The sequence below is a fragment of the Geminocystis sp. CENA526 genome, from assembly GCF_050753365.1.
Taxonomy (GTDB): domain Bacteria; phylum Cyanobacteriota; class Cyanobacteriia; order Cyanobacteriales; family Cyanobacteriaceae; genus Geminocystis.
This window is the reverse complement of sequence record NZ_JBLZFY010000095.1, coordinates 1-15,341: the sequence shown is the minus strand read 5'-3', so window position 1 is coordinate 15,341 and position 15,341 is coordinate 1. Positions and strand designations below refer to the sequence as shown.

The 15,341-nt window shown below is 34.7% G+C and carries 13 protein-coding genes; 7 read left to right on the top strand and 6 right to left on the bottom strand.

The genetic code is table 11. From position 1 onward, the window contains the following. Window positions 1–301 precede the first annotated feature (301 nt). The 4 genes from ACN4EE_RS18480 to ACN4EE_RS18465 all read left to right on the top strand — a co-directional run bounded on the left by ACN4EE_RS18480 (window position 302) and on the right by ACN4EE_RS18465 (window position 6,090). Window positions 302–892, top strand: a complete 591-nt coding sequence (locus ACN4EE_RS18480; RefSeq protein ID WP_431707952.1) for a DUF1176 domain-containing protein — start codon at window positions 302–304, stop codon at window positions 890–892. Between the two features lie 280 nt (window positions 893–1,172). Continuing rightward, window positions 1,173–2,060: a 4-hydroxy-tetrahydrodipicolinate synthase gene (gene dapA / locus ACN4EE_RS18475; protein WP_431707951.1), complete on the top strand. Its 888-nt coding sequence runs from the start codon at window positions 1,173–1,175 to the stop codon at window positions 2,058–2,060. Between the two features lie 595 nt (window positions 2,061–2,655). Beyond that, window positions 2,656–4,461, top strand: coding sequence for a ribonuclease J (locus ACN4EE_RS18470; protein WP_431707953.1), 1,806 nt, complete (start codon window positions 2,656–2,658; stop codon window positions 4,459–4,461). A 414-nt stretch (window positions 4,462–4,875) separates the two neighbouring features. After that, the gene (locus tag ACN4EE_RS18465) at window positions 4,876–6,090 is read left to right on the top strand and encodes a tetratricopeptide repeat protein (RefSeq protein ID WP_431707950.1); all 1,215 of its coding nucleotides are present in this window, start codon (window positions 4,876–4,878) and stop codon (window positions 6,088–6,090) included. 203 nt (window positions 6,091–6,293) lie between these two features. Here the strand turns inward: ACN4EE_RS18465 and ACN4EE_RS18460 are convergent, their stop codons facing one another. After that, on the bottom strand, window positions 6,294–6,740 hold the full coding sequence (locus ACN4EE_RS18460) for a GNAT family N-acetyltransferase (RefSeq protein WP_431707949.1): 447 nt from the start codon (window positions 6,738–6,740) through the stop codon (window positions 6,294–6,296). A 162-nt stretch (window positions 6,741–6,902) separates the two neighbouring features. Here ACN4EE_RS18460 and ACN4EE_RS18455 point away from each other — a divergent pair, with 162 nt between their 5' ends. Both ACN4EE_RS18455 and ACN4EE_RS18450 read left to right on the top strand, forming a co-directional pair. Beyond that, window positions 6,903–8,339 (top strand): LCP family protein, encoded by a 1,437-nt coding sequence (locus tag ACN4EE_RS18455; protein WP_431707948.1) that lies wholly within the window; start codon window positions 6,903–6,905, stop codon window positions 8,337–8,339. Window positions 8,340–8,418: 79 nt separating this feature from the next. After that, the gene (locus ACN4EE_RS18450) at window positions 8,419–9,243 is read left to right on the top strand and encodes a hypothetical protein (protein ID WP_431707947.1); all 825 of its coding nucleotides are present in this window, start codon (window positions 8,419–8,421) and stop codon (window positions 9,241–9,243) included. A gap of 45 nt (window positions 9,244–9,288) precedes the next feature. On the opposite strand, the gene ACN4EE_RS18445 is transcribed toward ACN4EE_RS18450, so the two are convergent. From ACN4EE_RS18445 to ACN4EE_RS18430, 4 genes are all read right to left on the bottom strand, one after another. Further along, window positions 9,289–10,158 carry a calcium-binding protein gene (locus tag ACN4EE_RS18445; RefSeq protein WP_431707946.1) on the bottom strand — a complete coding sequence of 290 codons (870 nt, stop codon included), beginning with the start codon at window positions 10,156–10,158 and terminating at the stop codon, window positions 9,289–9,291. A gap of 93 nt (window positions 10,159–10,251) precedes the next feature. Further along, window positions 10,252–11,757, bottom strand: a complete 1,506-nt coding sequence (radA, locus tag ACN4EE_RS18440; protein WP_431707945.1) for a DNA repair protein RadA — start codon at window positions 11,755–11,757, stop codon at window positions 10,252–10,254. Window positions 11,758–11,940: 183 nt separating this feature from the next. Further along, complete coding sequence (locus ACN4EE_RS18435; protein ID WP_431707944.1) at window positions 11,941–13,284, bottom strand: TldD/PmbA family protein; 1,344 nt, start codon at window positions 13,282–13,284, stop codon at window positions 11,941–11,943. A gap of 8 nt (window positions 13,285–13,292) precedes the next feature. Next, the gene (locus tag ACN4EE_RS18430; protein WP_431707943.1) at window positions 13,293–13,847 is read right to left on the bottom strand and encodes a DUF721 domain-containing protein; all 555 of its coding nucleotides are present in this window, start codon (window positions 13,845–13,847) and stop codon (window positions 13,293–13,295) included. Window positions 13,848–13,853: 6 nt separating this feature from the next. On the opposite strand from ACN4EE_RS18430, the gene ACN4EE_RS18425 reads away from it, so the two are divergent. Beyond that, window positions 13,854–14,732 (top strand): hypothetical protein, encoded by an 879-nt coding sequence (locus ACN4EE_RS18425; RefSeq protein ID WP_431707942.1) that lies wholly within the window; start codon window positions 13,854–13,856, stop codon window positions 14,730–14,732. Between the two features lie 326 nt (window positions 14,733–15,058). On the opposite strand, the gene ACN4EE_RS18420 is transcribed toward ACN4EE_RS18425, so the two are convergent. Beyond that, window positions 15,059–15,229: a hypothetical protein gene (locus ACN4EE_RS18420; RefSeq protein ID WP_431707941.1), complete on the bottom strand. Its 171-nt coding sequence runs from the start codon at window positions 15,227–15,229 to the stop codon at window positions 15,059–15,061. Window positions 15,230–15,341: the final 112 nt, after the last annotated feature.

Sequence of the window (15,341 nt, the reverse complement as noted above, 5' to 3'; positions counted from 1 at the left end):
AGAGGGGGAAGAGGGGGAAGAAAATGCTTTCAAATCTTCATTAAATTTAGTAAATAGCTATAAACAATCAATTTATCATAGTTTTTAATCAAATCTTCTTATGATTCGATCGAGCAGAGTCGCTTTTAGCGATCGATTTAATCTAATTTTTATCTCGAACTGAGGTTAACCTAAAATTTTATAATTCACTGAGGTTATGATAAGATAATTTTCACAACTCATATCTGACTACTATAGCTCATATAGCAATGCTATACTTATATAAGTACTAATTATATTAACTATTTAATTCACAAATAATTTGTTTAAATTCTCTTTAAAAAATATCAATATTTGGGTGACAGGATTAATCTTTATCTTTCTATTTGCTTGTCAAAAAGATAATCAAGATTCTGAACAATTATCATCTATTTCTGATCAAGAAAAACAAGTAATTATTGAAAAAATTTATAGTCAACAAAAAGAAATAAATCTCTGTAACCAGCAGAGAGATAAGGATTTATCTAAAGATTCTGCTAATATATTTGTGTTAAACGATCGAACCTATTTAATCGAAATTATCTGTTTTTTAGGTGCTTATCAAAGTAATTATCAATACCTTTTGTTCGATCGAACTTCAGAAGAAATAGAGGTAATTAATTTCGAGACTTTTGATAATAGTACCGATAATTTAAGATTAACCAAAACTAATACCATTAATGGTATGACAGACTTTGACACCACTGAAAAAAATTTGATGGTGATAACCAAGTCAAGAGGCATGGGGGATTGTGGTAGTTTTGCTCAATATAAATGGTATGACAACAGATTTAAACTGATGGAATATCGTTATAAAAAAGACTGTGATGAGGTATATATTCCCCCCGAAGATTATCCTCTGATTTATCCCTAATTAAGGGTTGCCTAATAGTATTTTGATAATGAATAATAGATAATGAATAATAGATAATAGACTTCTCCAATTATTATGATTTTAGCACCGTAGAACAGGCATCTTGCCTGTATTTTTGAAGATGTCTAATGAATAATGAGAAATTCTTAATTCTCAATTCTCAATTCTTAATTCTTGATTCTTGATTCTTGATTCTTCATTGCTAACTGCTTTTTACTGTATAATGATCACAATTATAGGCAATGTGCCTTATACTTAACCCTTCCGTTGATTGACAATAATGAGTGATTATATTTTTGGTAGAGTTTTAACCGCAATGGTGACACCTTTTAATGAGGATTTGTCGATAAATTATGATGTCGCTGAAAAATTAGCGGATCATTTGGTTAATAATGGTAGTGATGGTTTAGTTATTTGCGGTACGACTGGAGAATCTCCCTCCCTCGAAGATGATGAAAAATATGAGTTACTCAAAGTTGTTAAAAATGCGGTGGGCGATCGAGCTAAGATTATTATGGGTACAGGCTCAAATTCTACCGCTAAAGCCATAAAAGATACCCAAAAAGCTAGTAAAATCGGTATCGATGGTTCATTGCAAGTAGTACCTTATTATAATAAACCACCCCAAGACGGCTTATATCAACACTTTAGTTCGATCGCAAAGTCTTGTCCAGATGTGCCGATGATGTTATATAATATACCGGGTAGGACAGGTAAAAATTTAGAAGCGGAAACTACAGCCCAATTGGCTTACAATTTAGATAATATTGTGGCAGTCAAAGAAGCTAGTGCAGATTTGGAACAAACTGCTAAAATAAGAATACTTGCTCCTTCCGATTTCTTAATTTACTCAGGAGAAGACTTTTTAACCCTACCGATGATGACGGTAGGATGTGTCGGAGTTGTTAGTGTTGCTAGTCATTTAGTCGGTAATCAAATGCAAACTATGATTCAAGCATACGAGAAAGGTAATAATTCCTTAGCCCAAGAAATTCAACAAAAATTATATAGTTTATTCAAGGTTATATTTTGCAATACAAATCCTATTCCTGTCAAATATGCTTTAGAATTACAAGGCTGGAATGTCGGTAGTGTAAGATTGCCCTTATCTAGTCTTTCCGAATCTCAAAAAAAAGAAGTCCAAAAAGTTTTAATAAATTTGAGCTAATTATAAATAGTTTTTATGAAAAATTAATACTATTAAAGTTTTCAAAATAGTTTTTTATTTAACGAAATAAAGAAGATAAATCGTATAATTTGAGGAGGTTATTAGTCATGTTTTTTCCATGATAATTAAAGTGTTAGTAATAATATTTTTACTATGTAGAAAGATTGTTTAGTACTCAATCTTTGATTTTGAAAAATACCTAAGTTTATAGTTTGATAAAAAATAGGATGATTTTTTCCTAAAAACATTCAGTAATTAAAAGGTTTTAGAGATTGCTTCGTTCTTCGCAATGACGTTTTCTTCTCTTTTTCCTTTCCTTGTAATGACATTTTTATTAAGTGCAAACAAAAAATTAGGTTATTTATTTCTGAGATTAGCTCACAATTTATTTTTATCAAAAATGCTATAACTCAGGGAAAGTTTTAACTTTTTAAATACTTATTACTAACATCAATAAATCTATATTTTATTTACCAGACAACAAGTTAATTAATCAATAAATATGTACAAAATTCAAGCTAGAAAAAGAAAAACCACTGCTATCGAAAAACCAGCCGTAATCCTTCCTAATCGTAACAATAATAATAATCAGCCGATGTTAAAAATTATCCCCCTCGGTGGCTTACACGAAATTGGGAAAAACACTTGTATCTATCAGTATGAAGACGAAATTATTTTAGTGGACGCTGGTATCGGTTTCCCTACGGATGGAATGCACGGCATTAATGTTGTCTTGCCCGACATGACTTACTTAAAGGAAAACCAAGATAAAATTAAAGCTATGGTTGTAACTCATGGTCATGAAGATCATGTGGGCGGTATTCCTTATCACCTCAAACAGATTGACACACCGATAATTTATGGACCACGTTTGGCTATGTCTTTATTACGGGATAAATTGGAAGAGTCGGGATTACACGATCGAACTATCATTAAAACGGTATCTCCTAGAGAAGTAGTAAAGATTGGGAAGCATTTTAATGTAGAGTTTATTCGTAATACTCATTCGATCGCCGACAGTTTCACCCTAGCGATTCATACCCCTATCGGTGTCTTGATTCATACAGGAGATTACAAGATTGATCATACCCCTGTGGATGGAGAGTATTTTGATTTACACCGCTTGGCGCAATTAGGAGAGGAGGGAGTCTTATGTTTATTAGGGGATTCCACTAACTCAGAAGTACCGGGTTTTACACCCTCTGAAAGATCAGTTTACCCCGGATTGGAAAAGGTTTTCAACCAAGCCTCAGGGCGTTTAATGGTGGCGACTTTCTCGACTTCGGTACACCGTATCAATATGTTATTAGAGTTAGCTTTACAATATAACAAAAAAGTTGGTGTAGTAGGTCGATCGATGTTGAATGTTATCGCCCATGCTCGTAACTTAGGTTATATTAAAGTACCCGATAATTTATTTGTGCCGTTACGCAATCTTAGTATTTTACCAGACAATGAGGTGTTAATCATCTGTACGGGTTCTCAAGGGGAAAAATTCGCCGCCATGACTCGTATTTCTAAGGGTGAACATCGTCAAGTTAAAATTCGTAAGGGTGATACTATCATCTTTTCTGCTAATCCTATCCCCGGTAATACCATCGCAGTAGTTAACACCATCGATCGACTGATGATGCAGGGAGCGAATGTCGTTTATGGAAAACAAGCAAATGTCCACGTTTCGGGGCATGGTTGTCAAGAAGATCAAAAATTGATGTTATCCTTAGCTAAACCTAAGTTTTTTGTACCTGTACACGGAGAACATCGAATGTTAGTACAACACTCAAAAACTGCTCAAAGTGTTGGCATTCCTGCGGAAAATATCGTGATTATTCAAAACGGCGATACGATCGAGCTAACCAGTGATAGTATTCGTAAAGGTGAAAAAGTCGCTTCTGGTATCCAATTAGTCGATACTGCTGGAGTCGTCCATGATAATGTGATGGAAGAGCGTCAAAAACTCGCAGAAGATGGAGTAATTACCATAGCGGCTAGTGTAAACTCTCAAGGGCAGTTATTAACCGAGCCTCAAATTCATTTACGGGGTGTCGTTTGTAAAATCGAAGTTTCTAGTCTTGAGCGTATGATTATTCGTACTATTGATAAAACCATTATCGATCGACTGAAAAGCAATCTCCTGTTAAATGGTCATGATCAAGTAAACTGGACAAGTATTCGTATTGATGTGGAAGCAAACTTAGAGCGTCTAATTCAACGAGAATTACAGAGCGAACCTTTAGTTGTTTTCATGTTACAAGTACAAGAAAATAATCGCAAAGCGATGGTTAACAATGGCAATGGTAACGGCAATGTTACCGATAACGATGAAGATAGTGACAATGACACGGAAGAAAATGAAGGTAAATTCACCCGTCGTCGCCGTAAAGCGGTAGCCCAAGTCTAACAATTGTATAGTAGGGGGGCATTGCTCAGGGCGTTTTTATTCTCAAAATTTGGTTTAATTAAAAACTATAATTGACAAGACATCTAGCGATTTTTTCTGATTAGAAAATCAATTATTATTAAAAACCGTGATATTTTGGGAGAAATTAAGTTAAATTTATTTAACGATAGCTATTAGACGTGTAATTCATTACACGTTGGGATAATGGTTTTCATCGATAACTCGCCCCGCAATAAATTGACGAGGCTAACAGTAAACGTTCAATAAATTGAACTGATAAAATATAATCTTATCCTGACGTTTAAAAAACCTTGAGATATTGCCCACCTTCCACAACAAATAGAAAATTTTATCTTGAAATGTCGATTTTGCGTATCCCTTAAATAGACAAACATCTATCTGACACTTCTTCCCATGACTCAAAACAGCAATCTTTCTCTTTCTATCATTGTCAAAAACGAAGGTAAAAATTTATCTAATTGCCTTCAAAGTGTGCAAAATTTGGTTGATGAAATTATTTTAGTTGATACAGGTTCAACAGATAATACTAAAGAAATTGCTCATAGTTTTGGGGCAAAAGTGTATGACTATGTCTGGCGAGATGATTTTGCCCATGCTCGAAATTATGCCTTACAGTATGTCAATACTGAATGGGTTTTAGTGTTAGATGCCGATGAGGTTTTAAACCAAGCCATTATTCCCGAAATTAAAGAAGCTATCACTAAACAGTATGCTTTAGTGGTTAACTTAATTCGAGAGGAAATCGGCTCACTTTCTTCCCCCTATTCTCAACTATCTCGCTTATTTCGCCGTCATCCTGACATTAAATTTTCTCGCCCTTATCATGCTTTAATTGATGACGCTGTTTTAGCTTTACAAAAAAAGGAAACCCACTGGCAAATTATTGATTTACCCGAAGTTGCCATTCAACATTATGGCTATCAACCCGAAGTAATTATTTCCCAAGATAAAACTCAACGCGCTTTAAAAGCCATGGAGTCTTACTTAGCACAAAATCCCACTGATGGCTATGTGTGCAGTAAATTGGGGGCTTTGTACATTGATTTGGGAGACACCAAAAAAGGTCTAAAACTGCTGAAAACGGGCTTAAAATCGAATTTAGCCACCACAGCGACAATATTTGAGCTACATTACCATCTAGCTAATGCTTTCGTAGAACAAAAAGAATGGGAAACGGCAGTTAAACATTATCAAAAGGCGATCGAACTCCCCGTATTAGGTAAGCTCAAATTGGGGGCGTATCTTAACTTTGGCAGTCTCTGTTATCAAGGAAAAGACTATGAAAACGCCCTTAAATTATATCAGGCTTGTGTTGCGATCGAGCCTAATTTTGCCATAGCCTATTATAACTTAGGGTTAACTTATCGAGCTTTAGGGCGTAATTTCAAAGCCATAGACGCATATCAAACCGCCATTAAATTAAATCCCAATTATGCTTGGGCATATCAAAATTTAGCGGTATTATTGCTTAAACAAGGGGAAATAGAAGACAGTGTTAAAGCCTTCCAACAAGCCTATAATTTGCATAAAGTTCAAAATCCTCCCCTTGCACAACAACTGTACGATGAATTAATACACATGGGAATCCAGTTAGAAAATAATGAGTAATGAGTAATGAGTAATGAATAATGAGTAATGAGTAATGAGTAATGAATAATGAATAATGAATAATGAATAATATTAACCCCTTGAAAAATATAGAGTTCAATTTATTGAACGAGAAACTATTAGACGTGTAATTCATTACACGTTGGGTAATTGATGCACCGCCTATAAACAATTCTTAATTCTTAATTCTTAATTCTTAATTCTTAATTCTTAATCAATTTATCTGCTCGTTGATGAGGAATACCCACTTCCATAAAAATATCTCCTGTGGGAATATATCCGTTTTTACGATAAAACTCAAGGCTTTCGAGTCGCGCATGAAGATAAAAATATTTAATGTTTAATTCACAAAAAATCTTTTCTATTTTTGTCAACAATAAACTACCTATGCCTTGATGACGATATTCGGGAATGACTAACATTTGTCGAATCTTCACTTTTTCATCTTCGGGAATACCCAAAACACAGCCGATGATTTTATCCTCATCATAGGCGACAACATGACAAGCCGATCGATCGGTTTCTAAATCCTCATCGGTGAAAACTAAATTAAGGGGAGTGCGTAGATATTCTTGCCTTATTTGTTTTGCTTGATAATATTCCTCTGACTCGAAATCAATAGATTTGATTAATATATTCTGGTGTGGCATTCTCAAAATGTTGATTTTTGATTATTTTTCCTGTCTTGTGTATCCTACGTTTCTCAAAATACTTTTTAAGCAACCCCTAATTTATAGTGATAAATACAAATTCAGGTTAACATTATTAAATTATTATTAAATATTAAATATTAAACCGTGTGAGGAGATCAAATGTCAGAGGGAAATTTTAACCGTCAAGATAAATCAGTTAAAAAACAAAAATCTATCCGAAATCCCAACTCTAATTCTAAAAATACTCCTAATTGGTTATTAATGGGTTTTGGTTTGAGTGCCATTGCTGTTATCTCTTCTGCTATGGGAGCTTTTTTGGCTTTGTCATTGTCTAATACTCCCCTAAGACAAGCTAGATTAACCCCCTCCGAAGAAGCTGTTTTTAATCAAGAAGAAACCCTCACATTTGACAGCCTCCAAATTCCTAAATTAAGTCGTCCTGTTAATATTCTTGTACTAGGAATTAAGGTGACAACGGATGATGTACCTCATTTAGTTCATGAAGACTTAGGCTATCATGCTTTAGTTAACTCTTTTGAGGGTTTATCAGATAGTATGCTATTACTGCGATTTGATCCTGATAAAGATTATGTCACGGTGTTATCTATTCCTAGGGATACTCAAACTTTTGTTCGGGGTAGGGGAATCACGAAAATCAATGATGCCAATGCTTTGGGCGGACCTGCTTTAGCGGCGGAAGCTGTTAGTCACCTTTTAAATGATGTCCCCATCGATCGATATATTAGAATTAATGTTCAGGGTGTCGAAAAATTTATTGACGCTTTAGGGGGAGTTAATCTCTATGTACCCCAAAATATGAAATATACTGATCATAGTCAACATTTGTATATAGATTTAAAACAAGGAGAGCAACATCTTGATGGCAATAAAGCTTTACAATTTTTGAGATTTCGTTATGATGCCTATGGTGATATTGGGAGAGTACAAAGACAGCAAAGTTTTATGAGAGCATTGATTGAACAGGCTTTGAGTCCGAGAACTATTTTAAAAATGCCTGATATTCTTTCTGTAGTTCGTTCCCATATTGACACGAATTTAACGACTAATGAATTGATTGCAATGGCAGGTTTTACTGCTCAAAAAAATCGTTCTAATATCAATATGGTGATGTTACCGGGGGATTTTAATGCACCTGAAGAGGGAGAATTAAGTTATTGGTTGCCCAATCACCGCAGAATAAGAGAAGTGGTTGCCCAACATTTTGATACTTCTTTGGATTATTATGCTACTTCCACTAATCTTGATCCTAGTAATCTTAGAATTGCGGTACAGACTACCGAAGAAAATCAAGACACCGCTCAAGAGATGGTGGACTATTTACGATCGCACGGTTATCGCCGTAGTTTTGTGACTAGACAATTTACCACTCAACCTTTATTAAAAACAAAAATTGTGGCACAACAAGGAGATAATTTTTCGGCGGCGAGGGTTAGAGCTGATTTAGGTGTGGGAGAAGTTATCGTAGAAAGTACTGGTGTGCTAAACTCTGATATAACTATTAAACTTGGTCAAGATTGGCATAATGTTAATTTCGATCGAATCCCTGATAATTCTTTTAAAACCATCTCTTATTAGTGAATAGTTAATAATGAATAGTTAATAGTTTTGAAGTCTTAAATTTTCAATTCTTAATTCTCAATTTTCCTCTGGAATTATGATGATAAAACCTTTTGCGTTGATTAGTGAATTAGTCTCGATCGATCATGGTAAATATATAGTAAAAGTCACGGTAACTCAAGAAGATACCGTATTAGGTTCGGCATTAGCCGCCGCCGATACCGTAGAAACGGCTGAAGATAAAGCCCGACAAAGAGCGATCGATCTAGTAAATTGGTGTCAAAATGACAATGTGACTTATAGTCCACAAAAAAAAGATACCCCTAAAATTGTCCAAAAAGAATCGATAACAACTAAAAAACCTCCCGAAATTCCCAAATCAGAAATTCCTAAACCTCAACCAATTCCTTCTCCCATAAAAGAAAAATTACCTCCTCCTCCCATAAAAGAAGAATTATCTCCCCCAGAAGAATCCTCCATTATGGAAGAAAATGAGAATTTATGGGAAGAATATGATAACAGCGATAACGAAATTTACGAAAATCCTCCCATTATTAATAATCCTCAAGAGGAAGAAAATAATTTGTCTTTAGAAATGGAAGGTACTCCTCTATTTCAAATTGAGACAGAAGATAATCAAGATAATGATGTTAATGATAATTTAATCCCATTTCTTTCATCAGATTCTCAAGAAAGTTCAATTTCTCAAGAAAGTTCGATCGAACCCCCATTACCCTTAGAATATAGTGATACCCTCGATTTTAGTCAAATTATTGATCAAACTGCTATTGAAATGAAAAGGCTAGGATGGACACAAGAACAAGGTAAAAAATATCTTTTAGAAACTTATGGTAAAAAATCCCGCCATTTGTTGTCAGATCATGAATTAATAGAGTTTTTAAACTATCTTCAAACCCAATAAGAATTAAGAATTAAAAACTCCCCACTATCCACTATCCACTATTCATTACTTTAAATTATTTGGTACTTTTACCACTGAACCTAAAAGACATAAAAAAGCCGTTCCCAGATGATTAACTTCTAAAAAATTAGCCGATTCGGGTGCAGGTTTATAAATTTTAAACGTCTTCATTATTCCTAATGTTGCCGCACTTTCTAAAGGGCTAATAAAGTTAGTTACTTTATCCAAAAAATAAGGTTTTTCTGCCCAATATTTCATCTGTTTATTAGTGAGAAAAAAACAACCAGAATGAGGATTTAAAGCCCTACGAAATATCACGGGTTGATTCATAACTTGTCCTTTTAATTCTGGTTCATCATTTACGTTTTGAAAAGGTGCACTCACCCTAGGCAATAAATCTCCATCAATATAACATTTTCCTGTATATTCATTTAATCCTAATTCGTAACGATTTGGTAATAATAATTTTTGATAATCTGTAACATCATTAAACCAATTTAACTTAGTAAAAAAATTGGCATCTTTAATAATTAAATCATCTTCTAAAAAGCAATAATAATCATATTTATCAATATTTTCTCGTAAAATTTTATGGCATTCAAAACCTAATAAAAGAGGCTCAGATTGAGTCTTATTCTGAATAAATAAATTCTTTGGTAAAGGTAATTGATTAATTAAGTGATCATCTCCTGTGGTAGAAATAATAATTTCGATCGAGCTAGGATTTAAACCATTAGCAGGAATAGTAATTCTTTCACCTACTTTGATCATTAATTGAGGTTTTCCGAATAATTGTTGTAGAGATAAAATAGAGTTAGTTAAAGCCTGTATTCTTGGTTGTGGATTTTTTTGAGAACCGTGAGTAGCGTTTTTTTGTTGCTTAAAATAATGGGGAATAGTAACTAATATTTTCATAATTAAAAGTTGATAAAAAAGTCTTTTGATGAAGATAATTAATAGTTAATAGGGGATATTTTTTAATTTCTAATTCTTAATTCTTAATTCTTCTTATTCTTCATCTTCTTGAAAATCATTTTCATTTTCATTTTGATTATTAGGAATGGCAACCACGATCGCTTGAATGACTTTATTAACACAAATAATTTCTAAACCTAAATCACTGGGGTATGTTTGCCCTTTAGGTACGATGGCACGTTTGAATCCTAATTTCGCCGCTTCTTTTAATCTTAATTCCATTTGAGACACTAAACGCACTTGCCCCCCTAATCCTATCTCTCCGATTAACACCGTACGGGGATCGACTACACGATCTCGAAAACTAGCTACAATGGCGATCGCCATACCTAAATCCGCCGCAGGTTCTTCTACCGCCAAGCCTCCAGCCGAAGCCACATAAGCATCTAATTTCGAGAGGGGAATACCGACTCTTTTTTCTAACACCGCTAAAATTTGTTGTAATCTATTATAGTCCACACCCGTAGTCGATCGACGAGGGGAAGTGTAACTGGTGGGGCTAACTAAAGCCTGTAATTCCACCACGATCGATCTCGTGCCTTCACAGGATACGATCGTAGCTGTACCGGGAGCTTGTTCATCTCGATTACTTAAAAACAATTCTGAAGGATTGGTGACTTCATCTAAACCATGATCTACCATTTCAAAAATACCAATTTCATGGGTAGCACCAAAACGGTTTTTAACTGATCGTAACAGACGGTGTGACGCATATCGATCGCCCTCAAAATATAACACCGTATCCACTAAATGCTCTAATACCCTAGGACCTGCGATCGCCCCTTCTTTTGTAACATGACCAACAATAAAAAGAGTAATATTTTCCCGTTTTGCCACCTGCATCAAAGCCGATGTACACTCCCTAACCTGAGATACCGAACCGGGGGCAGAATTAATAGTAGCAAAATGTAGGGTTTGAATACTATCAATAATTGCCACTTGAGGCTTTAACGACTCCAATTCTCGTAATATCTCCTCTAAATCTGTTTCAGGTAATACATATAAATTAGGCTCATGGGTAGGATGATTTTCATTGCCATTATTGCCATTACCATTGGAGTCATTTTCTAATCTACCCACTTTTAAACGAGAAGCCCTTAATTTGATCTGTTGTCCTGACTCTTCTGCCGATACATACAAAATACGAGGATGACGAATAGATAATTGATTCGCCGTTTGTAACAATAAAGTCGATTTTCCAATCCCCGGATCTCCTCCAATTAGTACTAATGAACCGGGTACAATACCTCCTCCTAAAACTCGATCTAATTCATGATAACCAGAGTTAATACGAGGTTGTTCTTCTTCTGTAATGTCTGAAAATTTTACCGAGATTCGAGGTTGCGCGGGGGTTTCTTTTTTTGCTTGATTACGACTTTGGGATTGCCAACCAGCACGGCTAAAATTACCATTATTGCTATTATTACAAATTTCTTCTTCTAAAGTACCATAAACACCACAACTAGGACATTTACCGAACCACTGAGAAGATTCTGCACCACAAGAACTACAGATATAAACGGTTCTGGCTTTCCCCATAATATTTTGTTACCTCGTATTTCAGACTTCTCCCATAATCTTATCAAAAAAATCTATAAGAAAATATCATTTTACTTTATCCTTAAGGCGTGGTTCTATTGTAGTTAATCCTCCAGATTATTTTATCTAGTTTCTAGCGAACAAATCGCATTATTACCTATTACCTATTTTTTTGCGTCTAGCTTAAGACTGTCCTGTAACAGATAGACTATCAATCCAAATACGAGGACAAATTCCACTAGGGGTAATTTCTGGAGTGTCTTCAACAAAAATAATCGACTTGAGAAGTTCGAGAAAATCTCCTGCTACTGTAGCCGCTTCAATGCTAACTTTTTCGCCCTTGTTGACTAGCCAACCGTCAAAAGGTAAAGAAAATGAGCCTTGTAAGGAGTTAACTCCTGCGTGTAAGGCTTGGACATCATCAATTAAAATGACATTGTCAGCATTTTCTAAACTATATTCTTGGGTAGGTTGCTCACCTCGAAAAACATGATAATAATTCGGACTAATACTTACTTTTGCTCCAATACTAGCATGACCAGTGGGTTGAGCGTTCATTCTTTTGGCAGTAACGCTACTATGTAAAAAGTTGACTAAGATTCCTTTTTCGATAATGGGGAGGTTACGGGTAGGTGTGCCTTCGCCGTCAAAGGTTTCAGCACCGATATTTCCTTCATGCAAAGCATTATCACTGAGGGATAGTAAGGAGGATGCGATTTGTTTACCTAAAGAGTCTGGGGTAGAAAGGCTTTGTTTATCAAGAATATTTTGAGCGTTGTAAAGATTACTAAATGCACCTAATAGGCTTAAAAAGGCTTCGGGGGAGAAAACTACTCGATATTTGCCTGATGGAATAGGTTGATAATCAAGGTGAGAAAGGGTTTTTTCTACGGTTTCTTGAAAACAACCGTCTATGTCTAGTGTCTCTAGGGTATTAGCTACTTTGTACGAACCTCCGCTACGGGGTTTCCTATTTTCTTGTTCGGTGGTAGTGTATAAATAAACCGATGCGATCGATCTGGCTTCTTCCCTCAAAGCACCGTCACTGTTAAGATAGAATCGATCGACCTCCTGTTGTGCTAAACCATTATAAGGTACAGAAGTGATGGCTTCGTGGGAGTTTAATAAATCCTGTTCGAGTTTCAATAATTTATCGATTAAATCGGAGGCGGGAAAAGGCTTACCCCATGAACTTTTGACGACAGGAAGGGGAGATTTGGCTTCTGTACTAAAATCTGGAACATGATCCGTAACACCAAAATAACTAGCTTCTAAAGCGGTTTTTAAGGCTAACTCGATACCGACTTCATCCACATCCGTAGTCGAAGTTACCCCAATTTGTTGTTTTTCATTCCAAACTCTGACAATAACACTAGATTTTTGACTAGCCTTTACCTGTTTTGGTTCACCTTGAAACACTTGTACGCTAGTTTGATCAACGGCTGAACCATAAATGTCAAATTTTTTAATACCTAATTGATGAGCTTTTTCTGTTGCTATTTGTGCGATCGACTGTACTTTAGACATATTTTAAATTAAGGATTAACAATGGAGGAGGAAGATTTTTGAAAACAGATGGCACAATAACCCCATCTTTTTAACTCTCCTTCAGGACATTTTGTATTGCATCGAGGACAAGTAAAAAATTTTTGTTCTCGTTTTTTAATAGTATTAAACCATATTTGTAGGGCTTCTTGGGGATTATCCACAGGAAGTAAATTTAAGGATGAATCAGAAATAATTGTGCTAGGATGTTCTTTACTCTTATCCTCTCGATCGACAGAAATAGTGTTATTTTGATACCATTTAACGGAAGCAAAACGCAAATCTTCGATCGTAAAATCCATTCGGCGATTGATTTTGATCATCAGAGAACGTCTTTGTAAGTTTAAATCTTGCGCCCAAGCCGAACTAGCAGTAGCAATATATAAAATATCATTACTCAAAGAAATAGGGCGGGTATGTTGTGCTACCTTATGGTTAACCACTTGATACCAACATTTCGTTAATTGATGGTATTTTCTTTGTTTTTCCCATGTAGGTTGAGCAAGAATTGTATTTAAGAGTTTATCTATAGAGTAAAATGTCATTGATTTATGAATCAAATAATATCAGTTCATCCTCACATCAAAAAAATTATTCAAACTATCGATTTTGATTTAGGCTCAGAGTTGAATAAATTTGAACAAAGTCTGAATCAAGACTCTGTATTAATTCCCGATATTTTGCCCGATAATTCACCAAAACAAGATTTATCATCTTCATTAGTATATCACCTCCAAGCCCCAGAATCAGAAGAGCCGATTTCTGTTGCCTCTCGTCTTTTAGATACTCCTAGCAATGAGCATAAAACATCTTTATTAGATGTAATTTTAACCCCTTGGGGCATTTTAGGAATAGTGATTTTTTTCGGCACAAATCTTTTTATATTCGTAAATCAGTACTCAAAAATAGCTATTGATAATTATAATGATCATCAAGAAAATATTGTAGAAAATAACCTTCCCATATCAGAAAATAATCTTAATACAGAAGAATTAAATCCCTTAAATACTCCAGAAAATAACTCTCCGCCTTTACCAATTCGCTTACCTGAAGTCAATAATTCTATAGAAAATAAATCTCCGAATCCTAATTTAAAAACAGCGTTATTAAATGAAATAAATCCTTCTGCAAATCAAACTTTATTACCATCTTCTCCTAATAGTAATAATCTTCCTCCAGCAACGGTTAATTCTGCTAATCCTCCTGTTACATCACCATCACCAAAAACTGTAAAATATTATTTAGTGACAAACTATGAAAATATGGAGAATTTTAACCGTATCAAAACAGTTATTCCCAATGCTTTAATTTTAAATTTCGGCAGGGATATAAAAATTCAACTGGGGGTTTTTGCCACTGAAACTGAGGCGAAAAAACAATCCCGACAATTACAAAATCAAGGTATTATCTCTCAAATAATTACTCAATAGATAATCAAAAATAATTGCTATTTTTTCTATGTCATTTAGCAAATGTAGAGGTTGAACAATGTTCAACCCACCCACACCAGAAATACACAGGTTCGATCGAACTTTCCCATAAAAAACAATGTCAAATAATGAGATATTAATTTATCATATTCGGCATGAGAACCAATCCAAAACCAAATTACTGTATTATCTTTCCCATAACCTCGATCGAACTCCTCTCAAACTCGATTGCTAAAAGAGGCGTTGCTCGATCGAACCTTTCACCAAAAATGTAGGTTGGGTTAAGTGAAATGTAACCCAACAAATCGATCGAAACCTTGACTCAATTACATTTCAAAACTATCAAAAGGATTAAGTAATTTTAATTGAGTAATCCAACTAAAATCATCAACATAAGAAAGAGCGGATATATAAGGGCAATTTATCGCAATAAATTCTCTTAAAAATTCATTCTCAATTTGTGTTGCATAAATAATAATATTGCTATCCAGTAACATATTTTAACCACACTCAGGAATATAACGATCGAGGCGGTTTTCTTGTTGCCATTTTTGCGGATTAACATTAGCAAAATTATTATTCTGAGAAATTTTAGTTAAGGCTTCTGCC

What these genes read in the sequence shown, in the direction of transcription:
- ACN4EE_RS18470 (WP_431707953.1), top strand. Translation starts at nt 2,656, where the DNA reads ATGTTAAAAATTATCCCCCTCGGTGGCTTACACGAAATTGGGAAAAAC.
- ACN4EE_RS18445 (WP_431707946.1), bottom strand. Translation starts at nt 10,158, where the DNA reads ATGAAAATATTAGTTACTATTCCCCATTATTTTAAGCAACAAAAAAAC.
- radA (WP_431707945.1), bottom strand. Translation starts at nt 11,757, where the DNA reads ATGGGGAAAGCCAGAACCGTTTATATCTGTAGTTCTTGTGGTGCAGAA.
- ACN4EE_RS18460 (WP_431707949.1), bottom strand. Translation starts at nt 6,740, where the DNA reads ATGCCACACCAGAATATATTAATCAAATCTATTGATTTCGAGTCAGAG.
- ACN4EE_RS18465 (WP_431707950.1), top strand. Translation starts at nt 4,876, where the DNA reads ATGACTCAAAACAGCAATCTTTCTCTTTCTATCATTGTCAAAAACGAA.
- ACN4EE_RS18435 (WP_431707944.1), bottom strand. Translation starts at nt 13,284, where the DNA reads ATGTCTAAAGTACAGTCGATCGCACAAATAGCAACAGAAAAAGCTCAT.
- ACN4EE_RS18420 (WP_431707941.1), bottom strand. Translation starts at nt 15,229, where the DNA reads ATGTTACTGGATAGCAATATTATTATTTATGCAACACAAATTGAGAAT.
- dapA (WP_431707951.1), top strand. Translation starts at nt 1,173, where the DNA reads ATGAGTGATTATATTTTTGGTAGAGTTTTAACCGCAATGGTGACACCT.
- ACN4EE_RS18430 (WP_431707943.1), bottom strand. Translation starts at nt 13,847, where the DNA reads ATGACATTTTACTCTATAGATAAACTCTTAAATACAATTCTTGCTCAA.
- ACN4EE_RS18455 (WP_431707948.1), top strand. Translation starts at nt 6,903, where the DNA reads ATGTCAGAGGGAAATTTTAACCGTCAAGATAAATCAGTTAAAAAACAA.
- ACN4EE_RS18425 (WP_431707942.1), top strand. Translation starts at nt 13,854, where the DNA reads ATGAATCAAATAATATCAGTTCATCCTCACATCAAAAAAATTATTCAA.
- ACN4EE_RS18450 (WP_431707947.1), top strand. Translation starts at nt 8,419, where the DNA reads ATGATGATAAAACCTTTTGCGTTGATTAGTGAATTAGTCTCGATCGAT.